Source organism: Bacillus sp. MUM 116 (genome assembly GCF_001866655.1).
Lineage (GTDB): Bacteria > Bacillota > Bacilli > Bacillales > Cytobacillaceae > Neobacillus.
This window is the reverse complement of sequence record NZ_MLYR01000064.1, coordinates 1-20,389: the sequence shown is the minus strand read 5'-3', so window position 1 is coordinate 20,389 and position 20,389 is coordinate 1. Positions and strand designations below refer to the sequence as shown.

The following is a 20,389-nucleotide window of genomic DNA, read 5'->3' as shown; positions in this document are numbered from 1 at the left end:
GCCGCTTTTATTTTTAAGAAAGTTATTAATTTCATGAAAACGCTTTAAAAATCAATAGTCAGAAAATTGGCACGTTAATTGCAAGTTATTGGTGTGAAAGGAGGACAGTCATTGAAAACAGGGACACTTATAAAAATCTTGGTCCTTTTACTATTTCTTATAATTGGATGTTTAAAGGTAAAACAGGAATTATTTCCAACCGTGGTGCAAACCGTTCCTCCACCTTCAGAGGAACTGACAGGGAGCCAAACTCCATTGGTGATTGCTACGGGTGATATGTCAGGTGTCTATTTTCCTTTGGGAGAGGCTATGGCAGATTTATTTCGAAAGTACAATGGAAAAGCATCTGGAACACAAGTGACGCACGCTTCGATTCAGAATACAAAGCTAGTGAGTCAGAAACAAGCTGAATTAGGATTTAGTACAGTGGATGTCCTTGCATTGCCAGAAACGAAAAAAAGGGAAATTCTCGCCCTTACTGGACTTTACTCGAATTACCTCCAAATTGTCACGACCAAAAGTGATATTCATACTTTAGAGGACTTACGAGGGAAAAGAGTCAGTATTGGAACAGTCGAAAGCGGAACTAAGCTGATGTCTGAAAGGATCCTGAAGGCTGCCAATCTAGCAAGCAATGAAATGGATGTATCTACTCTTTCCTTCACACAATCGGCGGATGCATTAAGAAATGGAACGATTGATGTTGCTTTCTTTTCCTCTGGTTTACCGAATCCAGTGATTTCGGAACTTGCTTCAGAGATGAAAATTTCACTTATTCCGATTCCAAAACAAATGGCCAAAAGCCTTCATGAGGAGTATGAATTTTACACACCGGATGAAATAAGCGGTCAAACTTACGCTGGCGTCGAGAGTACGCCTACATTAGCAGTAAAAAATGTACTTTTTACATACCCGGATTTGCCTAAACAAGAAGCTTATCAAATTGTAAAAACGTTATATGAACATTTACCAGAATCGCAAAACGTCCGCCCAGAGGCAAGGGAAATCAATTTATCGGAAGCAACTGCTGGGATTCCAATCGATTTCCATCCTGGGGCAAAACAATTTTTCAAAGAAATCATCCATTAAAATACAGCTAAAAAATAGGGGGCAAGTGAAAATGAAAAAGATCCTTACATTAATTTCAATCGCTTTACTAATTGTTTTATCAGCTTGTGGCGCTCCTAATCCACAAAAGGCCGGAGGGACAGCGACGAAAGCGGGGAAAGATGGAGAAAAATCGATTACCATTGCAGGAAATGGCGGGGTTATTGAAAAAACCATTCGTGACATCATTGCTCCGAAGTTCAAAAAGGAAACAGGCATCACGGTTAACTTTGTTCCAGGACTTTCTGGAGAAATATTATCGAAGGTAGAATTACAAAAAAAAGCTCCACAAATTGATATTGCCATGTTTGTTCCAACAGATGTACAGCGCGCAAATGATAAGGGGCTTATTGATCAAGTAAATGGGTCTAATGTTCCTAATATGAATAAAGTGGATTCGAAATTCATTGCGGTTAAGGATGCAGGTGCTCCCATATTTGGATTGGTCATTGCCCCTGCCTATAATACAAAATCGTTTAAAGAGAAGAGCTTGAAACCGATTGAATCATGGAACGACTTAGCATCTGGCCAATATGAAGGAAAAACAGCGTTTGTGGATATTACAAATGACTGGGGCTTTAACACATTGAACGCACTGGCGATGGCAAACGGCGGCGGTACAGATAATGTGGAGCCAGGGATCCAAAAAGCAAAAGAGCTTGCCGGTTACTCAACGACTTTTTATAAAAATTCAACGCAAGTAATGCCGGCGCTTCAGCAAGGTGCTGCAGACGTAACCGTAATGGGAAGCTATGCCATTGGTGAATTAGCGTTATCAGGCGTTCCAATTAAAATGGTTGTACCGAAAGAAGGAGTACCGATTCAAGCCTTCAGTGGAACTCTTGTGAAAAATGCTCCTCACCAGAAGGAAGCACTCGAATTCCTGAACTATGTAGTAAGTGCTAAATCACAAGCTTTAATTGCAGAACAGGGGTTTTATCCAGTTGTTGAAGGTGTGAAGTTTCCAGAGAAATTCCAAGAATCGATTGGGCTAAAGGATACAGACAAAACCTATAAACCTGATTTTGCTGCATACGCGAAAGTTCGGGCTGAATGGTCTGATCGTTGGACGAAAGAAGTAGTGCCAGAAATCGGTAAAAAATTGAAATAAGATTGGAGGGACTTACCATGACTGCCATTCCATGCGATGTAGAGATAAGGGGTGCAAGAAAGCAATTTGGATCAAATGTAGTCCTGAATGATATTGACTTAGAAGTCAAACAGGGGGAGTTGTTAACACTACTCGGACCCTCAGGCTGCGGGAAATCGACGACATTGAATTTAATTGCAGGCTTTCTGGAAGCAGATCAGGGAGATGTTTATATTAAAGGGAAAAAAGTAACGAAAGTCCCCCCCTATAAGCGCGATTTGGGTATGGTCTTTCAAACGTATTCCTTGTTTCCACATATGACGGTGCAGGAAAACCTTAGTTTTGGTTTGAACCTAAGAAAAGTGGCTAAATCGGAACAAAAAAAGAAAATTGATCGAGTTCTTGAACTGGTGAAGATGTCTGGGCTTGAACACCGTTATCCAAGGGAATTATCGGGAGGACAAAGGCAGCGTGTCGCGATCGCCAGAGCGCTTGTCGTGGAGCCAGAATTACTGCTGCTCGATGAACCACTTTCCAATCTAGATGCAAAATTACGACATGAACTGCGCGCAGAAATTAAGCGTTTGCAAAAAGAAATAGGTGTAACCACGATTTTTGTTACACATGATCAAGAGGAAGCTTTATCGATGTCTGACCGGGTAGTGGTGATGAACGCAGGAAAAATTGAACAAATCAGCACACCGACTGCGATCTACAATCATCCTAACACTGAATTTGTATTTCAATTCATTGGAAAATCGAATTCGTTTGAAGGAGAGGTTGTGGAAACCGAAGGCAGGAGAATTTCGGTGAAAGTAGGTAAGGAAATTTTTCATGTCGATTCGGCCAATATGATTGGCGAGAATCGTTCATTAAGAGCAGGGGATGGGGTGAAACTTTATATTCGCCCTGAGAATGTTCACATTTCCTCTACTAAGGAAACATCATCACCAAACTTGGAACTTCAGCAAGCTAAAATCATTCAGCTTAATTACCTTGGTACTTCATGGGAAGTAGATGTTTCGTTACAAGGGAAAACGCTTCAATTATTAACAAGTTCCTATGACTCAACTTGGCAAAATGGAAGTGAGGTGTATGTTGGATGGAACCCCTCAGAAATTATGCTGATCAAGAAGTAAATAAACAAGAAAAGGTAAAGGCGGAACCGCAAAAAAAGACGAAAATGAAAAAAAGAAGAAGTTGGATTGCCGGGCTTCTTCTTTTAGTCCCGATCCTTTTATTCATATGTGGATTTTTTGTTGTTCCGATGCTGTATATTTTGTATTTAAGTTTTATTTCTACTGATCAGTTGAATGGTGCGGATGCCGTTTTTAGCTTACAAAACTATATCACGTTATTTACCGACAGTTATTACTTATCTTCGATGTGGCTGACGGTGAAAATCAGTTTATATTCAGTGCTTGTTTCCCTTATATTGGGATACCCAATCGCGTTAACGATGGCGAAGAGCTCTCCTAAAGTTCGGGGATATATTACTTTATTAATTGCTTCCCCTCTTTTGGTAAGCATTGTCGTACGTAATTTTGGATGGTACTTATTATTATTGCCGAACGGTACAATCAATCAACTATTAATGAATCTAGGCCTGATCAATAAGCCGCTAAATCTATTATTCTCTGAAGTTGGTGTTGTCATCGGACTCTCAAACGCCTATTTGCCTTTCATGGTTTTAGCGATTGTAACGAGCTTGTATAATATTGACCCTTCATTAGAGAAAGCGGGAGCCATTCTTGGTGCCAGTCCACTGCGGAGCTTTTTTTCCATTACCCTTCCGCTTAGCTTGCCTGGGATTGTATCGGGTTGTGTGCTTGTCTTTAGTTTATCGATGAGTGCCTATGTCACTCCTTCTTTAATGGGAGGAGCGAATGTTCCGATGATGCCAGTGGTTGTATACGATCAAATTAACAACCTTCTGAAATGGACGTTTGGTTCAGCATTGTCGTACGTACTCCTATTGGTTACACTTCTTTCCGTTTTCATCTTTACACGAGCATTTGAAAAAAGTAAGTTTCGGGAGGTGTTCCGTTGATGAAAGTACTTGGAAAGTTCCGAGTGATCCTTGCCACGCTCGGGATCATCTATATATTACTTCCATTAGTTGTTGTCATCCCTGCATCTTTTACAAGTGCAAGTTATCCAAGCTTTCCGCCAAAAGGTTTTTCTCTGCAATGGTATACAAAGATTTTAGAACGCACTGAATTCATCGAAGCCTTCTATAATAGTTTGCTATTTGCTTCCTTAGCAGCACTATTTGCTGTTATATTCGGGACGCTGGGGGCACTTGCGATTGCAAAGTATGATATTCCAGGAAAGCACTATATTACATCCATATTGACAGCGCCGTTAAGTGTACCTCAACTCGTATTGGGGATTGCCCTCTTAATCTATTTCACACCGATGATGCTTGCAGGTACATCAACAGGCTTTTTGATTGCACACACGATCATTTGTATCCCGTATGTGATTCGCTTGGTACTAACAGGGTTAAGCGGGTTTGATTACAATTTGGAAAAAGCAGCCGCGATTCTTGGGGCAAATCCATTCATTGTATTTTGGAAGGTAACCCTGCCGCTCATCAGACCGGCCATGATATCCGGAGGGTTATTCGCATTCTTGACATCTTTTGATAATGTCACCGTCTCATTGTTTATGATTTCCCCAGATATGCGAACACTTCCAATCGAGATTTTCTCAACGATGCAGGATGCTTATAATCCAATCGTCGCTTCCGTGTCAAGTGTGGTTATTTTCATTTCTGTTATCTTAATCGTAATACTTGAAAAAATCCATGGGGTTGGAAAGTTATTCGGCGGCACCCAGCATTAGGAAATGATGAGAAAAAACAACAGCCGGCATTTTGCTTGTTAAAGCAGAACAGTCGGCTGTTTTAAGTTCAAGAGGGATGGTTTTTTAAATAGTCTATACATCGATTCACAGTTGCTTGTGGAGCAGTAAGAATAGGAACAGAGGTCTGAACCTGATGGGCAACATGATCCATACTGTACTGAGAAAGGACAATGACATCCACTTTTCCGTCCATTTGCTGGATCATGTTTCGTACCCTTTCGTCATGTTCATCGATCCTTCCCTGAAAAAGAAGATGGATTATTCCCGGATCTACAAGAGATTCAATGATACAATCCGGTTTCTTTTCTCTTAAATAACTCATTAAGGCAATGGGTGTTTCTTTAACGGTGGAAATGAGGCCAATTCGTTCATAGGCGAGTGCTTCATCCAACATGGCCTCATCTGACCGAAAAAGTTTAACTGCATGCATGGGCTGCAAAATCGGTGTGATGTTATTAAAGGCTGAACAAGTCAATTGAATGCAATTTGCTTCCGATTCAGCAGCAAGGTTTACCAATGCTGAAAATCTGCGAATAATTTCTGGGGTTAAGCCCCCGGATTTTTCCATCATGGAAAGCAAATGGGTGTCCATAAAATGAAGCAGCTCAATTTCAGGGGCTGCTTTCTGAAAAGCTCTTTCAATCGGCATTAAGGCAGTGGTCGTTGCATGGATCAAGGCTACTTTCAAAATTTGTCATCCTCTTTCATTCTCATTTTGTTCATTATAACTATATTTCTATTATTTTTATATAAAATACTTTGAATATTCTGTCGATATATTTTTTAGAAAGGGAGGTTTGGGTCGTGATACATGCAGAAATAGAAAAAGAAATACGCCAAGTGGTCAATGACAAACGTAGAGTGCTTACAAATGAAGCGGATCTTGCCAGTTATTCCTATGATGCCTCTTTCGGCGTTTTTCCCCCGGATCTTGTGGTGCAGCCAACTTCTACGAATGAAGTGGTCGGAATTGTCAAAGTAGCCAATAAACATAAAACGCCGATTTATCCAAGGGGAAAGGGAACAAGCCTAAGCGGGGGCCCATTACCTGTTCATGGAGGGATTGTCCTTGATTTTTCTAAATGGACAGATACTTTAATTATTGAACCAGATGATTTAGTCGCCATTGTTTCCCCCGGAGTCATCACGGCAGATATTAATAAAATGGCCAATCAATTTGGTCTTATGTATCCTCCTGATCCGAGCAGCTCCCATGTGTCAACCATTGGCGGAAATTTATCGGAAAATGCAGGCGGTCCGCGTGGACTTAAATATGGGGTGACGAAAGATTATGTGCTCGGCCTTGAAGTGGTTACGGCTGACGGTGAAGTCATCCAAACGGGGGGAAGAACCGTAAAAAATGTAACAGGATATGACTTAACGAAATTAATTGTTGGATCTGAAGGGACTTTAGGGATTATAACAAAAGCGATTTTACAGCTAATCCCTAAACCACAGTCTACCGGAACTTTAATGGTCCTTTTTGATGACCTAGTCATTGCCGGAAAAGCCATTTCCAGTATCCTGACAGGTGGGATTTTACCATCTAAATTGGAAATTATGGATCAAGCATCTGTTGTCGCTGTAGAGCAATATGACCCATCAGGGTTACCTGTCGATATAGAAGCACTTCTATTAATCGAATTGGACGGACATCCCGCTGCCATTGAAGCAGAAGCCAAAAGGGTGAAGGAAATTTGTTTGGAAATTGGCGCGATTGAAGTGAAAATAGCAGAAACAAAGGAAGAAGAAGCCGAACTTTGGAAGGCGCGAAAACTAGTTTCTCCGGCAATCGTTCGAAAAAAGCCAACGAAGATTTCAGAAGATGCTACGGTTCCGCGCAGCAGGATTCCAGACATGTTCCAACGTTTAAAGGAAATAAGAGAAAAGTATAACATCGATTTAGTTGTATTTGGCCATGCTGGAGATGGGAATTTACATCCCAATATCATAGAGGATAAACGTGATAGCGAAGAAATGAAGCGAGTTGAAAAAGCTGTCGAGGAGATTTTTAAAGCTGCAGTGGAAATGGGTGGCACATTATCAGGAGAACATGGGATTGGAACGATGAAGGCACCGTTTATGGAAATGGAGCTTGGTGCAGCCGGTTTATCCATGATGAAACGGATGAAAGAAGCCTGGGATCCTCATAATCTCTTAAATCCTGGAAAAATATTTCCTGAGCCTGGACAAAGGTTTGTGTTAACAGATGAGTAGAAGTCATGGATTAGCCTATGAAGAAACCTTTGCCTGTGTCCAGTGTGGTCATTGTTTGCCAAAATGCCCAACCTACGAGACGACAGGTGTGGAAACCCAGTCCCCAAGGGGGCGAATTAATTTAGTGAAATTAGTAGCAGAGGAAAAAATTTCAATAGAAGCTGCAGCTACATCGATTGAATTATGTTTAGGCTGCAGAGCCTGCGAAACAGCTTGCCCAACCAATGTTCAATACGGAACCATTTTACAATCTGCCAAGGAATTAATCGCGAAAGAGAAGCCTGCTTCCAAAATGGAAATGCTGCTCCTTGAAAAAGGATTACCAAATAAAAAGTGGCAAAAGGTTGCAGGGAGAGGATTAGAATTCGTACAAAAAACAGGAATAGTATCTTTAGCGAGAAAAGCAGGCATCATGAAGGCATTCCCAGAAAGTATTCAGGCAATGGAATCCATCACACCTATGATCAAGATGCCGGCAAAAAAGGAAAGAGAATATCGAGTATTACCACCAATTGGGAAGAAGACCTATACGGTTGGATTTTTTGTTGGCTGCATTATGGATGTGATGTTTTCAAAAATCAATGATGACAGTATGAAATTGCTGCAGCTTGCTGGCTGTGAAGTCACCTTGATTGAAGAACAATCCTGCTGTGGAGCCCTTTTGCATCATAGTGGGAAAAAAAGCGAGACCATCGCACTGGCTAAAAAAAATATAGCAGCATTTGAACAATATGATTTTGATTTTATTGTGAATAGTATCGGTGGCTGTGGTGCGATGTTAGTGGAATATCCAGAATTATTTGAGGCCCACTCAGAATGGCATTCTCGTGCAGAAAAATTTGCCGGGCGGTGTAAGGACATTAGCGTTCTATTGGCCGAGAGTTCATTGCCATTTACCAAAGAAATTCGAAAAGTCGCAGCCTACCAACCTTCGTGCCATTTACGGCATGTTCAAAAAGTTGCGGATGAGCCTCATCAATTAATAAAGAAGATTCCGGGGATTGATTATCGCATTTTTGAAAAACAGGACATGTGCTGCGGATCTGCAGGAATTTACAATGTCGTCCACTACCATGAAGCGATGGAAGTGCTGGATCAAAAGATGAATCATATTGAAAAAGTGGAGCCGGATATCATCGTCACAAGTAATCCAGGCTGCCATTTACAGATGAAATTAGGTGTAGAGCGCGAAGGGAAAGCAGAAAAAATCAAGGTTGTTCATATTGTTGAACTGCTGGCAGAAGCCTGTGAGATCCATTCATTATTCAATAAAAATTGATATGGGGGAGAAAAAGATGAACTTAAATTTAGCAGGAAAGACAGCGATTGTGGCGGCATCTAGCCAAGGATTGGGAAAAGCCATAGCGGCACAACTCGTCATGGAGGGTGCTAATGTCATGTTAACCAGTCGAAATAAAGAAAAGCTGAAGGAGGTTCAAGAAGAGCTTCAGTCGTTGGGAGAAGGAAAAGTTGTCTATTTTCCCGCGGATATTACCAAAGCGGAAGAAATTGAAGCATTAGTCCAGCATACTAGGGAAACCTTGGGGAACATTCATATTTTAATTAATAACTCTGGGGGACCACAGGGGGGAGGTTTTGAAGAATTTCAAGATAAGGATTGGTATAATGCCTTCGAATTGAATCTATTAAGCTATGTGCGACTTGTACGAGAAGTTCTGCCAGATCTAAAGAAAGAAGGCGGCAGAATCATTAATATCGCTTCATCTTCTATTAAACAACCGATACCTGGCTTAATTTTATCCAATACCTTTCGGTTAGGAGTTCTTGGACTAGGGAAAAGTCTTGCTGAAGAATTGGCTCCGTACAACATTTTGGTCAATACTGTATCACCTGGTAGAATTGCAACAGACCGAGTAGCCTTTCTAGACCAGCTTAAGGCAGATAAGCTAGGAGTCTCTCCTGACGAGGTTGAGGAGGCTTCCAAAAAGAATATTCCTCTCGGCAGATATGGTAAACCCGAGGAATTTGCTAAAGTTGTAACTTTTTTAGCTTCAGATGCAAACACATACGTTACAGGAAGTTCATTGCTTGTGGACGGTGGTATGGTGAAATCTGTTTAAGTAACTCGGTGCAGAAACCAGGTGCCAGGCACCATTCAGATATATTGTAAACGGTTGAATTTAAACTAACGGAGCGTTAGTTAATAAGGTCTTTCTAAAATTACATTCTGTAAGCGGCGGCCCGATTGTCTCGATCTATTTCATTTATTTCTTCTACCAAAAAAGCCGGCAGAATCGCCCAATGGTTTTTATATCAAGCAAAAAAGGTTGCAGAGATTCTGCAACCTTTTACTATGGTTTTATAAAGTGATTATAACAGCCTCAATGCCTGTTCCTTGATTAAACTGCAGATTGATTTTCAAGTTTTCTGGGAGAAAATTATGGTAATCAGCAAGGTACACAGCTATACCATCAATTATATTCTGTTCAGTTAAATGAATGTTTTGAAATCCTCTTCTCATATCTCTAGCATCCGCTTCAAATCCGGTGGTTGGATTAAATTGAAGGTCTACATCTATATCTTCAGGATTACCGTTAACTCGTTGTGCAGCAAACACACAACAAGCGTCAATTACGTCTTGTTCGTTAAAATGCAATTTCATATTCTAATCTCCTTTAAGAAAGGGTATGTTACGCACGCCTAAAGAAAAGTTTACGTACAACCCAGATAATAAGTAAAATGACTAAAATATCTAATAAGACTCCACTTAAAGAAAATGCGGTATGTCCTCCTGTAGCATATCCTCCTCCAAACGGGTGAAACATACTTCCAAGCAATGTGCCCGCACCAAATGCTGCCACATGTGATAAGATCCCGCGAGACTTACTAGTTGGCTTTATTCCTTGGCCAGAGTTCTGACTTGTATGATTCGTTACATTTGAGGAAGGTGATTTATATCCTGAATGATAGGTGCTTCCGTTTGTTTGACTATTGTAGGAACCACTTGAATGATAAGTATGAGAATTTGTTTGAGAATGGTAGCTTGAATGGCTTACCGATCTCCCTCCACTAAATCCCTTTGCATATGCAGTTAAAGGGGTAATTACCATAATAACGGACACTAAAAATGGAATAATTTTTCCTTTCATTTTTAAATCCTCTTTCTTTCTTTAGAATAAAACAGATTATAATACATAATTGAAAAAAAGAAATTAAAAAAGCATTAATTTCTGTGAGGAAATCCATGAAAACCATGGGGACGTTTTCGCGGCTTTTTGAATCATGAGAAACTATTTTGAGATTTTGATACCTTGGAATCTATTTGGCAAACAAAAAATATTGTAAATGACAATTCAACAATCCATTAATTTTTAATTTTCACTAAGGATTTTTTTATTCTATTACTTGGTCCTTTGAGTATCACTAAGTGTGAATGTTAAATTAATTGATCTATGAATCTTTTGTTAATATTGGATCAAGATTTCGACAATTTCCTTGCACATCATTTTGAAGAAACCTGTAGATAAGAAGGGTTTGCTCGATTTCTAATCAATCGTTTGTGTAGAAGCCCAGTTTGTAGAAACTAGATCAATTTTGTGACATAAAGTAATTTTTTGAGAGTTTGGGAGATAAACCGGGAAAAGCTAAACGATATTATCGACAAAATACTTCCACGGAAACTGGACAATGTTCGTTTTCCAAAAGGCTTTCCGACAGTTTTAATCAAACGTTTGATTGAAAGGGAATGCGTCGACAGCTGTCGATTTGTAAAGAAAGGTGTAGGGTCTAACCATTTTGTTGGCTGAGCCATATCTCGTATATTTCTGCATAATATTGTACTTATAGAAAGTATTAGAATGGAGTTGCAACTGAATATTGGTAGGGTGGTTGGTTGTCAATCTTCTTTCCGTTTTCAGGAAAGGGGGTGACAATCGTGGAAACATTTCTTGATATTCTACAAGAAGTTCTGAAGGGAATATTGCGTGAAGTAGCAGCTTATATCCTTCGGGAAAATGTTCTAGAAAACAAGAAAACCACCCGCCGTCGCACAAGCAAAAGGGTGGTTCACCTAAAATATAAAACCGACAACTGCCACCCTGACGGTAACAGTTGCATGGAGAAGTGTTCGCGCACTTTTCTTTTTATTATATTCCTTTTATTCATGAAATAGACCTTTGAATAAACCGAAAAATTAGGGTCAGGCCCCAATCAGCATGCTTATTGTGTTAAAGCGCACGTTATTTTCATTACAATTCTTCACAATTTTCTTTAAATGAACTATAAGATGAAAGATTATTTTTAACAGAAATCTACAATCTAAATTTACCCACTAGATTTGTACTTTGACAAAATTAACAATACTTTTACAAATAGAGTTTACAAATCGACAGATCTCTACGCATTCCTTTTCAATCAAACGTTTGATTAAAGCCGCCTGAAAGCCTTTTGGAAACCGAACATTGTCCAGTTTCCGTGGAAATATTTTGTCGATAATATCGTTTAATTTTCTAACCATTTTGTTGGCTGAGCCACATCTCATATATTTCCGCATAATAGAGTTCATCAAATTTCTTTTCCAAAATGCCGTAAAAGTAAGCAATGGGTTTTTGGATTTTTTTGCTGGACTTCAGTTTGCTAATCAGCTGCTTGAATGAATCGATGGCGATTTCTAAAACACGTTCCTTTTCTTTTTCACGATTTCCCCGATAGGCTGCGATTTGCGTCATTCTCCAATATTCCTCAATGGTTGTGGCTTCGTTGAAAAAGTATTTTACTAGCTGGATGAATGGCTTTGGAACTCGATCGTTTGTAAAACTGTGATCTAAATTTAACGGTTCCTCATTACGTTTATCTATCTCTTGTTTTTTAGTTTCAGAAAGATTGCTAGTTTTATTATGGTGGTTCATTTCCTGCTGTTTAGGTGGTTCATTTTGTGGGAAACGATTAAATATGTATAAATTGCTGGACTGGGAACCGTTTTTTCTTTCGGTTTCATGGACGGTCATGATGCCGAGTTTGATGGCTTTTTGGATCATTCGCTTAAAGGTCGAGCGGGAAATGCCATGGTCATGGTATTCTTCATGGATGGCCTTTAACAATGTGCCGATTTTCGCATTGCAGACTCCAGGGATTTTGGCTGAAAAACGAACCAGCCGCTTTAAGCCTACTAATTCTCCCTTTGTAAATTCCTGCTTATGCTCTACTAACCACATCTCGATATGGTTGTTAAACTCTTTAAGATTTTTAAATTGAGAATACTCCGCGAGTTGTTGAATTTGGCCTGATTTTAAATTCATTTTAATGCACCACCCTTTCACCCCTTATATAAAGAGAAAGGAGGGAAAAGGACATGGTGGTTCGGTGGTTTTTTTGACAGATTTGTGACGAAGATTTTAATGAGAGGAATTCGGGGTCAGACCTAAAGGAGGGCTTAATCTACATTACTCAATTTGAGGTAAAAAATAAAACGGCAGTGAGTGCAGGGGATGGTTTAAAAATTATTTGTGTTAAAATATGGGGAATTAGTTTTAGGACCGTGAGTTTATGAATGAATTAAAGTAGAATTACATTATTAGAATGGCAGTATTGAAGATAAATAAACACAACGCAGAACTTTATATAGTAGAAGGTGAGGGAATAAACCTATGACAACTATCGTGCAATCAACCTTTTATAATCAAGCCTCTGATACATTACAACGTGAGATTGCCATAATGCTACATCGGGTTTGGCCAGATGCTTGTCCAATGCCGGGGGCAACGATTCCAGAAGCTCATGATAAAGAATTTAACGCACGGTCATTTTATTCCTACATAGATGGAAAGTTGGTAAGCTATGCCGGTGTGGTGCATAAGATTATCGAACACGATGGACAAACATACAATATTGCTGGACTCAGTTGTGTGGCTACTGATCCCGATTATCATGGTCAAGGTTTGGGTTTACGTACAGTCACTGCCGCAACTCAATGGATTGAAAAACAAAGTAACATAGATTTCGGCATATTCACGTGTAAACCACCTTTAGCTTCTTTCTATAATCGTGCTGGTGCTTGGCCTATCGTGCCAGATGTGGTGCTCATTGGCAATCGAGCTGAGGGTGCTTTATCTAGTGAATCCTTAGACGTTGTTGTTCTGATGCTTCTGTTTTCAGAAAAAGCTAAGGCTTATGAATCGATCTTGCGTCATACTACTATTAATCTAGATTTTCCAGATGGTCAGTTTCTATAACGAACTGAGAAAAATCTTCTACAATTAGGCGTATTTCTGGAGCAACGAGAAAAGCCCAATTTCTCAATTTTAATACTGAGAAATTGGGCTTTTTAATATTGTAATTTCTTTAACGTTGTAGATCCGCATTTTCCTGACGATACCTCAAAAGTAATATTTTCTTCAATATATAAAAAACTGCACCTCAATTGTTGAAATTGCAGGTGCAGTTTCTCTATGGTTTTATTTATTGCTATTCAAAACCTCTTTAAACTCAAGATAATGTAATTACTTCATATTTTGAGGCTAACTCAATAAAGTGGGCCATCCCGCTGATCTTCCCGGCTACAAGCTTATCATTTAGCTCATAATAGTCAACACATGTTTTACAAGCAAGAACGTCAATACCCTTTTCTTCTAGTTCTTTTAATTGGAGAGAAACAAGCGAACTTTCCGTTAGAGTAAACACGCCGCGGTTCATGCAAAAAACAGCAACAGGTAGTTCCTCTTTTTGCTTAAGAATAGTGAAGAAGGTTTCTAATATCCCTTCGCTTAGTTCTTTTTCGCCTTTGCCAAGCTGATCTGAAGCAAGTAAAATTACTTTGTTTTTCAATTTTTCCACCTCACTGATTTAATAATGTTATGTTAGCATATTTGAAGCATGAACCAACAATGTTATAAATTGTAATTTTTTACGTTTAATTAAGGCTGTTTTCGTAAACTTTGTCGTTAATGAACTAAGTGGTTGATTTCCACTCCAGGATGCTCGCTTTCCGCGGGGCGGGCGGTGAGCCTCCTCGTCGCTTTGCTCCTGTGGGGTCTCACCTGTCCCGCTGTTCCCGCAGGAGTCTCGCACCTTCCGTTCCAATCAACTTCTTTAGTAACAGTTTGCCCTTTCAAAACCTACTACAAAAACAACAATCCTTGAGAAAATAGCTTAACTAAAAAAAATAAATATAGAGAATGAATTCTTAATATATTGGATAAGGGTTGCCATTTTAAATATTTAATTAGGGAAGGGGAGGAAAAATATATTGAAAACAAGCAAAACAATAATCTTAGCCTATTCAGCAATGGGGATCGCACTAAACGTCGTCTTAGGCACAGTTGTTTCCTGGATGAAAATACCACTTTTGTTTCTTGATACGATTGGGACAGTTTTGATTTCCGTTTTATTTGGTCCTTGGTGGGGAGTCTTAACGGGAGGTTTAACGAATGTTGTTTTAGGAGCAACAACGGGCGCCTCAGCTATTTTCTTTGGTCTTGTCAATATAGCCATTGCATTAGCAGTTGGCTTTATTGCCAAAAGGTTTGACTTTACAAAATGGTACGTTGCTCTTTTGACAGGAATTCTTGTGTCGGTCATTGCCCCTTTAATAGGAACCCCAATTGCTGTCGCGGTCTATGGAGGACTAAATGGGAGCGGAATGGATTTGGTTGTTTTGTGGTTAAGAGCTTCTGGTGAAAGTGTTTTTGCATCGACCTTTATCTCAAGAATAACTGGGAACTTTATTGACAAGATTATTACTTGCATGCTGGTCATGTTCTTAATAGTCCGTCTTCCAAATTTTGCAAAAATAATGAATAAGGGGATTAATGATGCAGCGTAGTAAAAAGATTTTACTAGTTTCTCATTGTATCTTAAATCAAAATACGGTGATTGAAAACGAAGCAAGAGCAGAAGGAGCTATTTTGTCCGCTATAGAGTGGGCAATCAAGGAAGGATTTGGTTTTTTGCAGCTTCCCTGTCCTGAATTCACATTTCTTGGTTTAAACCGACCGCCCATGACCTACGAGCAATATAATACTCCTGAATACAGGAAACATTGTAGGGAAATCCTGGAGCCTGTCCTTAACCAGGCAAAAGAATACTTAAAAAATGGCTACGAAATAACAGGATTATTAGGAATCAAAAGCAGCCCTTCATGCGACCCTTCCAGGGGCATATTCATGGAAGAGCTGATTGCGCTGTTTGCAGAAAATGAGATTAACATAAAAACTTTGTGGTATTTACCCAACGACAGTAATCCAATCTTTAAAAGCAATTTACATTATATTAAAGACTGATACCTCCTTATACGACTTTTAACGATTTAAGGGTTATAATTTGGATTTCATGCCGATTGGACCATGGTGGACGGTTCTTTCGGCTTTTTTTGGTCCACGAAATGAATAAAATAGACTCCGAGAACCGCCCTTGTGTTTTTTTGTATTTATCACTTTTTAGTTGTTATTTTTCCCGTTCCCCGAACCCAATAGCCGTCATGAGGTTTAGAAATTTTTGTTCCTCCTTTCATGGTTTACTGTAACCTTTTGAAAGGACTTGGTAAATAATTCCAAATAACCAAATTTTGAAGTGGTATTTAAAGACCATGAGAAGACATGGGGACGGTTCGATTGGCTTTTTTATCCATGAGACAAACTGTTTACTTCTTAATTCTATCTTAGTCCATTCTTCTTTTGGAATGTCTCTATGTTTATAATCAACAACCTTAATTTGGCTACTTTTTATTTTAACCCTGCGACATTATCCTTTGTCCCTGTGGAACCTGTAGATATAACTTATGCAAGAGATCATAACAAAAGTGCCAGGTATCTTTGAAAGATGCCTGGCACTTTTTATAGAAGGGGGTTGATTAAGCTATAGCTTTGTCCTAGCTAATCTATTTTGGATAAAACAGATTAACAATAGTATTGGTTACTATTATGCCATTGAATAGTAAGCTAGGCCTCCGATCCGTCAACGGTTTTGTTGAATATTTTCCTCATAATAGGCTTTTTAAAATTGATCTTAGCAGCCAAGACACCTATTAAGATAAGGGCTGCCCCTATATATCCTTTTGTTGGGAGCGTTTCATCTACAAAAATAAAAGCAAATAATGCTGCGAAAACGGGTTCTAATGAAAATATAAGACCTGTATGCGTTGGAGTCGTATATTTTTGTGCTGAGGCTTGACCGATAAATCCAATTGCACTGCAAAATATGCTTAATGCCATGATAGAAAACCATGATTCTGTCGTGTTAGGAAGATGCGGCTTTTCAAAGAATAATGAAAATAGCAGCCCCCATGCCCCGGTAAAGCCGAGTTGCAGAATCCCGAGTGTGATGGAATCAACATTTTTCGTCAACTTATCCGTTACAATAATGAGAATGGCATAAAATACTGCACCTAAAATGATTAGGAAGTCTCCGGAATTAATCCTTAATTCGTTATTTAATGTTAAAAGAGCAATTCCTGTAATAGAGACGCACACGCCAAAAACCACTTTTTTTTCTGGTTTTTTTCTAAAAAGGATGGCTAATAGCAACGGAACAAATACAACTGAGAGACTAAATAAAAATCCAGCATTTGAAATAGACGTGAATTTTAATCCGACCGTGACTAGAGAAATTAATAAGAACAAGATGGACCCTAATAAAAATCCATAAAAACAAGTTTTAGAATCCATATGTATTAACCGTTTGTAAAATATAGCTCCGGCTAAAATAAAGGCTATGCCAAAACGTAATGCGATCAAGTTAAACCCTTGAACAGAATCGAGACCCATCTTCATAAACAAATAAGATGAACCCCAAAACATTGTAACGATCAGCATCGTGAAATCTGCTTTTAACTGAGTGTCTGATCCTATCCCATTTACGATCCCAGACAATTTAATCCGATTCATTTTTGATCACCTATCCTGTCGCGCATTGATTATTAATAAGTATAATTGTAAAATTAAGATTAGAAAAATGAATGTTTTAGAAGTACATCATGAATAAAATTCATGAAAAGGGAGTGGTCAAACTGTCGCTTGCTAAGTTTGAGATATTTAGTACTGTAGTGGAATTAGGAAGCCTTACGAAAGCGGGTGAAACACTTGGTTTAAGTCAATCTGCCGTGAGCCATGCCATTACCAGTCTTGAATCAGAATGGGGATTTTCCATACTCAATCGGGGACGTTCAGGTATCCATTTGACCAGTAATGGGGAGCGCCTCTTAAAATATATACGTGAAATTCTGAAGTGGAACGAAGAAATGGTTCAAGAAATAGCTAATATCAATGGTCTTGAAATCGGTACAGTACGGATTGGAACGATTTCAAGTGTGTCCATTCACTGGCTGCCTGAAATTATGAAAATGTTTAATGAGTACCATCCTTCTATCGAAGTCAAACTGCTTGAGGGAGATTATGATGACGTCGAGCATTGGATAGCAACTGGACTGGTTGATTTTGGTTTTGTGTCTCTGCCTACTTCGCAAAACTTTGAAGTGGTTCCCTTAAAAAAAGATAGAATGCTCTGTATTCTCTCTGATGAACACCCTCTTGCCGAACTAAATGAGATTCGTTTTGAAATGATCAAAGAGGAGCCTCTCATCAAGTCGAAAAAAGGAAGCGATAACGATTTAATACGAATTTTAAAAGGAAACAATGTTTCCCCTCATATAAAATATGAACTTTCAGATGATCAGGCGATTATTTCAATGGTTGGCAATGGTTTGGGAATCAGTATACTTCCCGAAATGGTATTACACCGGATTCCAACCAACGTTCGAATTCTTAAGTTAGAGGGAGAAAATTATCGTACAATTGGGATTGCTGCTACATCTTTTAAAACCCTTGCACCTGCTACGAAAAAGTTCATTGAATATCTGAAATCATGGTTAAGTGAGCCTGCACGCTTCAATACAATTTGAATCACAAGTTACTTCACAAAGGAGTAGCTTTGCTAAAAAAAAATAACCAAGGACCCATTGAGGTCCTTTTCATATTTCCCAATCTTCAACAATAGGGTGCTATCCTTAAAAAAATCCAGGTGTTTTTTAGTCATCTCTCTCAACTTAAGAATCTCTTAAGCTTCATTCAGTATATTATTTTCATCCGATGTTATTAAGAGATAAATTAGGACGAATTTACACTTTAAGCTAGGATGTGAAACGGGAAATTTTAAAGTCAGTCAAACATGTTGATTATTAAATAACCGAAAAATTTTTATGGAGCGTGATTTTTATGTATGTCATTGCTTCTTTTGTACACTTACCCCAATTAGAATCAGCCATCTCTTCACTTAAGGATAAAGGCATAAATAATGAGGATCTTAGCACCATACCTTTAAAATCTGAGACAGGGCATTCCTTTATTTCTAATATAATCCATCAATCTGATAAATTTAGTATATTTGTCGTTTCTGCATTATTAGGTGCTATTTTGTCAGTAATAGGTCCATCATTTGAATACTTTCTAAAATGGGAACAGATAACGTGGGATCTTATGATCTTTATCATTAGTCTAACGATATGTTTTGTTTCGGAATTCGTTATTAGCAGAAAAAAAACAAAATACCATAATAAAGAAAAAACAAATATTGTTCTAATTATTAAATGTTTTAAAAGCGAAGCCCATTTAGTTGAAAAGGAATTATATAAACACTCTGCAATTGAGGTTGTTTTATGCAATAAATGCAGCCAATTGCAATTTGAAATGGAGCCAATGAGGACATGACTTCCAAGCCAGGGAGCTTATATCTGGATGACCTTATCACACGAACGTAGCCAAAAAAGGCCCGATAAAAGGCCTTTTTCCTGTTCTATGCATCTTTTAGTAGAACATAAATGATGCACCAACGATGATAAGCAAAATGAATAATACAACGATTAACGCAAAACTATTTCCCATTCCGTCCATTTATTACACCTCCAGCATTAATCATTTTTTCCGCTAGATTGTGTGTTGATTAATTAATAAAAACAAGCAGTTCCAACAATAATTAAAAGGATAAATAATACAACGATTAAAACAAATGTACTGCCCCCGTAAAAACCGCCGTAGCCATAACCACCGTATCCAAAGCACATATTTATCACCACCTGTTAGAATAAATTAAATAAAATAATCACTATGTATAATATTTCATCAGACAAGATTGGCTTGGTCAAACATCCTATTAATAAAGAAAAATATACAATTTGCCTATAAATGCAAAGAAACGTCTGCTTTATAGGCAAACGTTTCTTAAATAAAAGAAGGAAATGTAAATATGTTGGTTTTATGCTGGTGGTACTAATTAATATATGTACAAGATAATAAAATGGAATGGACAAGCGCTGATTTAAAACAAATTAATTCTTGGTTTGTTCTTAAAAATCCCCCTAAAAAGGGCTTAACCGGTTGAATATTCGGGTTAAACTAATACATAGCCTAGAGTGTAGCCGAAAACCCAAATTCCTTCTTAACACATAGACTTGTTAGCGACAATCAAAAAAAGCCCAACTTGGGCTTTTTTGTATTTTTTAATACGTTCGGCTTAATAAAAGATAACTGACCCAACGATAATTAACAAGATAAACAATACCACGATTAAAGCGAAACCACCGCCAAAACCGAAGCCACCGCCATAACCGAAGCCTCCATAGCCAAATCCCCCGCAACCGCAACCACCAAATCCACCGTATCCAAAACCATCCATTTTCATATCCCTCCTCTTTAATATTCATTACAAATTATGTTGAGAAATTAAAGGGGTAAGGGCTATTTCACTAGGTTTTTAAATGGACAAAACAAAATTTTATGGGTGTGGAATATCGTTCATTTTCAATGCAGCGAATTTCTCAATTCAAAGATCGAACCGGCGCCTGAATGGGCACAGCAAAATACGGAAAGTGGTTTCCAAGATGAACATAAGGATGGTGAGGATGGTAGTGATAGTACAATGACAATGGGTATCCGTATCCCAAGTGGGTTCCAATAACAGGATATGGCATATATCCTGTTCCATAAGGATGATACATATATTTTCACCTGCATTTTTAAAGGGAATTGTTTAACCTATTTCATATTATGGTCTGTATACAGAAAGGAGCTTATCATTATTCAAATTGGGTTATTACCTACTATTACGAAAAAAATTTCAATTAAGTCTATTTTCGCATAGATTGTTGTTTTTCGTATAAGT

At 38.5% G+C, this 20,389-nt stretch carries 23 protein-coding genes; 14 read left to right on the top strand and 9 right to left on the bottom strand.

Annotation, left to right across the window (positions count from 1 at the left end):
- Positions 1-111: 111 nt before the first annotated feature.
- Genes BIV60_RS16260 through BIV60_RS16240 form a run of 5 tightly spaced genes read left to right on the top strand, consistent with a single transcriptional unit; the run spans position 112 to position 5,044 of the window.
- Positions 112-1,089 (top strand): TAXI family TRAP transporter solute-binding subunit, encoded by a 978-nt coding sequence (locus BIV60_RS16260; RefSeq protein ID WP_071356756.1) that lies wholly within the window; start codon positions 112-114, stop codon positions 1,087-1,089.
- A gap of 31 nt (positions 1,090-1,120) precedes the next feature.
- Positions 1,121-2,218 (top strand): ABC transporter substrate-binding protein, encoded by a 1,098-nt coding sequence (locus BIV60_RS16255; protein ID WP_071356755.1) that lies wholly within the window; start codon positions 1,121-1,123, stop codon positions 2,216-2,218.
- A gap of 17 nt (positions 2,219-2,235) precedes the next feature.
- On the top strand, positions 2,236-3,336 hold the full coding sequence (locus tag BIV60_RS16250) for an ABC transporter ATP-binding protein (RefSeq protein ID WP_071356754.1): 1,101 nt from the start codon (positions 2,236-2,238) through the stop codon (positions 3,334-3,336).
- Positions 3,300-4,247 (top strand): ABC transporter permease, encoded by a 948-nt coding sequence (locus tag BIV60_RS16245; RefSeq protein ID WP_071356753.1) that lies wholly within the window; start codon positions 3,300-3,302, stop codon positions 4,245-4,247. Before BIV60_RS16250 ends, BIV60_RS16245 begins: the two co-directional genes overlap by 37 nt.
- Complete coding sequence (locus BIV60_RS16240; protein WP_083402284.1) at positions 4,247-5,044, top strand: ABC transporter permease; 798 nt, start codon at positions 4,247-4,249, stop codon at positions 5,042-5,044. The genes BIV60_RS16245 and BIV60_RS16240 overlap by 1 nt, the downstream gene beginning before the upstream one ends.
- A 67-nt stretch (positions 5,045-5,111) precedes the next feature.
- On the opposite strand, the gene BIV60_RS16235 is transcribed toward BIV60_RS16240, so the two are convergent.
- Positions 5,112-5,753 carry a hypothetical protein gene (locus tag BIV60_RS16235; protein ID WP_071356751.1) on the bottom strand — a complete coding sequence of 214 codons (642 nt, stop codon included), beginning with the start codon at positions 5,751-5,753 and terminating at the stop codon, positions 5,112-5,114.
- A gap of 119 nt (positions 5,754-5,872) precedes the next feature.
- On the opposite strand from BIV60_RS16235, the gene BIV60_RS16230 reads away from it, so the two are divergent.
- The 3 genes from BIV60_RS16230 to BIV60_RS16220 are packed head-to-tail and all read left to right on the top strand — an operon-like array spanning position 5,873 to position 9,363.
- Complete coding sequence (locus BIV60_RS16230; RefSeq protein ID WP_371261551.1) at positions 5,873-7,282, top strand: FAD-binding oxidoreductase; 1,410 nt, start codon at positions 5,873-5,875, stop codon at positions 7,280-7,282.
- Positions 7,275-8,561 (top strand): (Fe-S)-binding protein, encoded by a 1,287-nt coding sequence (locus BIV60_RS16225; protein ID WP_071356749.1) that lies wholly within the window; start codon positions 7,275-7,277, stop codon positions 8,559-8,561. The genes BIV60_RS16230 and BIV60_RS16225 overlap by 8 nt, the downstream gene beginning before the upstream one ends.
- Before the next feature lie 16 nt (positions 8,562-8,577).
- The gene (locus BIV60_RS16220; RefSeq protein WP_071356748.1) at positions 8,578-9,363 is read left to right on the top strand and encodes an SDR family oxidoreductase; all 786 of its coding nucleotides are present in this window, start codon (positions 8,578-8,580) and stop codon (positions 9,361-9,363) included.
- Between the two features lie 239 nt (positions 9,364-9,602).
- On the opposite strand, the gene BIV60_RS16215 is transcribed toward BIV60_RS16220, so the two are convergent.
- The gene (locus BIV60_RS16215; RefSeq protein WP_071356747.1) at positions 9,603-9,905 is read right to left on the bottom strand and encodes a DUF2653 family protein; all 303 of its coding nucleotides are present in this window, start codon (positions 9,903-9,905) and stop codon (positions 9,603-9,605) included.
- Between the two features lie 28 nt (positions 9,906-9,933).
- A complete protein-coding gene (locus BIV60_RS16210) occupies positions 9,934-10,392 on the bottom strand; it encodes a hypothetical protein (RefSeq protein WP_071356746.1) in 459 nt (152 codons plus the stop codon).
- Between the two features lie 785 nt (positions 10,393-11,177).
- Here BIV60_RS16210 and BIV60_RS16205 point away from each other — a divergent pair.
- Complete coding sequence (locus tag BIV60_RS16205; RefSeq protein WP_071356745.1) at positions 11,178-11,414, top strand: hypothetical protein; 237 nt, start codon at positions 11,178-11,180, stop codon at positions 11,412-11,414.
- A 337-nt stretch (positions 11,415-11,751) separates the two neighbouring features.
- On the opposite strand, the gene BIV60_RS16200 is transcribed toward BIV60_RS16205, so the two are convergent.
- Positions 11,752-12,540: a hypothetical protein gene (locus tag BIV60_RS16200; RefSeq protein WP_071356744.1), complete on the bottom strand. Its 789-nt coding sequence runs from the start codon at positions 12,538-12,540 to the stop codon at positions 11,752-11,754.
- Between the two features lie 348 nt (positions 12,541-12,888).
- On the opposite strand from BIV60_RS16200, the gene BIV60_RS16195 reads away from it, so the two are divergent.
- Positions 12,889-13,473, top strand: coding sequence for a GNAT family N-acetyltransferase (locus BIV60_RS16195; RefSeq protein WP_071356743.1), 585 nt, complete (start codon positions 12,889-12,891; stop codon positions 13,471-13,473).
- A gap of 253 nt (positions 13,474-13,726) precedes the next feature.
- Here BIV60_RS16195 and BIV60_RS16190 read toward each other — a convergent pair whose 3' ends face one another.
- Positions 13,727-14,065: a DsrE family protein gene (locus BIV60_RS16190; protein ID WP_071356742.1), complete on the bottom strand. Its 339-nt coding sequence runs from the start codon at positions 14,063-14,065 to the stop codon at positions 13,727-13,729.
- A 421-nt stretch (positions 14,066-14,486) separates the two neighbouring features.
- On the opposite strand from BIV60_RS16190, the gene BIV60_RS16180 reads away from it, so the two are divergent.
- Both BIV60_RS16180 and BIV60_RS16175 read left to right on the top strand, forming a co-directional pair.
- Positions 14,487-15,062 (top strand): CD3073 family putative ECF transporter S component, encoded by a 576-nt coding sequence (locus BIV60_RS16180; RefSeq protein WP_083402283.1) that lies wholly within the window; start codon positions 14,487-14,489, stop codon positions 15,060-15,062.
- A complete protein-coding gene (locus tag BIV60_RS16175; protein ID WP_071356740.1) occupies positions 15,052-15,519 on the top strand; it encodes a CD3072 family TudS-related putative desulfidase in 468 nt (155 codons plus the stop codon). Before BIV60_RS16180 ends, BIV60_RS16175 begins: the two co-directional genes overlap by 11 nt.
- 657 nt (positions 15,520-16,176) lie before the next feature.
- Here BIV60_RS16175 and BIV60_RS16170 read toward each other — a convergent pair.
- Positions 16,177-17,121 (bottom strand): DMT family transporter, encoded by a 945-nt coding sequence (locus tag BIV60_RS16170; protein ID WP_071356739.1) that lies wholly within the window; start codon positions 17,119-17,121, stop codon positions 16,177-16,179.
- A 122-nt stretch (positions 17,122-17,243) separates the two neighbouring features.
- Here BIV60_RS16170 and BIV60_RS16165 point away from each other — a divergent pair, with 122 nt between their 5' ends.
- Positions 17,244-18,134 carry a LysR family transcriptional regulator gene (locus BIV60_RS16165; RefSeq protein ID WP_071356768.1) on the top strand — a complete coding sequence of 297 codons (891 nt, stop codon included), beginning with the start codon at positions 17,244-17,246 and terminating at the stop codon, positions 18,132-18,134.
- A gap of 313 nt (positions 18,135-18,447) precedes the next feature.
- On the top strand, positions 18,448-18,939 hold the full coding sequence (locus BIV60_RS16160) for a hypothetical protein (protein WP_071356738.1): 492 nt from the start codon (positions 18,448-18,450) through the stop codon (positions 18,937-18,939).
- A 96-nt stretch (positions 18,940-19,035) separates the two neighbouring features.
- Here the strand turns inward: BIV60_RS16160 and BIV60_RS28540 are convergent, their stop codons facing one another.
- The 3 genes from BIV60_RS28540 to yjcZ form a co-directional block, all read right to left on the bottom strand.
- The gene (locus BIV60_RS28540) at positions 19,036-19,122 is read right to left on the bottom strand and encodes a YjcZ family sporulation protein (RefSeq protein ID WP_083402282.1); all 87 of its coding nucleotides are present in this window, start codon (positions 19,120-19,122) and stop codon (positions 19,036-19,038) included.
- Positions 19,123-19,175: 53 nt separating this feature from the next.
- Positions 19,176-19,292, bottom strand: coding sequence for a YjcZ family sporulation protein (locus BIV60_RS28535; protein WP_083402281.1), 117 nt, complete (start codon positions 19,290-19,292; stop codon positions 19,176-19,178).
- Positions 19,293-19,741: 449 nt separating this feature from the next.
- Complete coding sequence (yjcZ, locus tag BIV60_RS16155) at positions 19,742-19,903, bottom strand: sporulation protein YjcZ (protein WP_071356737.1); 162 nt, start codon at positions 19,901-19,903, stop codon at positions 19,742-19,744.
- Between the last annotated feature and the right edge of the window lie 486 nt (positions 19,904-20,389).

What these genes read in the sequence shown, in the direction of transcription:
- BIV60_RS16200 (WP_071356744.1), bottom strand. Translation starts at nt 12,540, where the DNA reads ATGAATTTAAAATCAGGCCAAATTCAACAACTCGCGGAGTATTCTCAA.
- BIV60_RS16220 (WP_071356748.1), top strand. Translation starts at nt 8,578, where the DNA reads ATGAACTTAAATTTAGCAGGAAAGACAGCGATTGTGGCGGCATCTAGC.
- BIV60_RS16175 (WP_071356740.1), top strand. Translation starts at nt 15,052, where the DNA reads ATGCAGCGTAGTAAAAAGATTTTACTAGTTTCTCATTGTATCTTAAAT.
- BIV60_RS16245 (WP_071356753.1), top strand. Translation starts at nt 3,300, where the DNA reads ATGGAACCCCTCAGAAATTATGCTGATCAAGAAGTAAATAAACAAGAA.
- BIV60_RS16195 (WP_071356743.1), top strand. Translation starts at nt 12,889, where the DNA reads ATGACAACTATCGTGCAATCAACCTTTTATAATCAAGCCTCTGATACA.
- BIV60_RS16170 (WP_071356739.1), bottom strand. Translation starts at nt 17,121, where the DNA reads ATGAATCGGATTAAATTGTCTGGGATCGTAAATGGGATAGGATCAGAC.
- BIV60_RS28540 (WP_083402282.1), bottom strand. Translation starts at nt 19,122, where the DNA reads ATGGACGGAATGGGAAATAGTTTTGCGTTAATCGTTGTATTATTCATT.
- BIV60_RS16250 (WP_071356754.1), top strand. Translation starts at nt 2,236, where the DNA reads ATGACTGCCATTCCATGCGATGTAGAGATAAGGGGTGCAAGAAAGCAA.
- BIV60_RS16215 (WP_071356747.1), bottom strand. Translation starts at nt 9,905, where the DNA reads ATGAAATTGCATTTTAACGAACAAGACGTAATTGACGCTTGTTGTGTG.
- BIV60_RS16225 (WP_071356749.1), top strand. Translation starts at nt 7,275, where the DNA reads ATGAGTAGAAGTCATGGATTAGCCTATGAAGAAACCTTTGCCTGTGTC.
- BIV60_RS28535 (WP_083402281.1), bottom strand. Translation starts at nt 19,292, where the DNA reads ATGTGCTTTGGATACGGTGGTTATGGCTACGGCGGTTTTTACGGGGGC.
- BIV60_RS16240 (WP_083402284.1), top strand. Translation starts at nt 4,247, where the DNA reads ATGAAAGTACTTGGAAAGTTCCGAGTGATCCTTGCCACGCTCGGGATC.
- BIV60_RS16255 (WP_071356755.1), top strand. Translation starts at nt 1,121, where the DNA reads ATGAAAAAGATCCTTACATTAATTTCAATCGCTTTACTAATTGTTTTA.
- BIV60_RS16210 (WP_071356746.1), bottom strand. Translation starts at nt 10,392, where the DNA reads ATGAAAGGAAAAATTATTCCATTTTTAGTGTCCGTTATTATGGTAATT.
- BIV60_RS16160 (WP_071356738.1), top strand. Translation starts at nt 18,448, where the DNA reads ATGTATGTCATTGCTTCTTTTGTACACTTACCCCAATTAGAATCAGCC.
- yjcZ (WP_071356737.1), bottom strand. Translation starts at nt 19,903, where the DNA reads ATGGATGGTTTTGGATACGGTGGATTTGGTGGTTGCGGTTGCGGGGGA.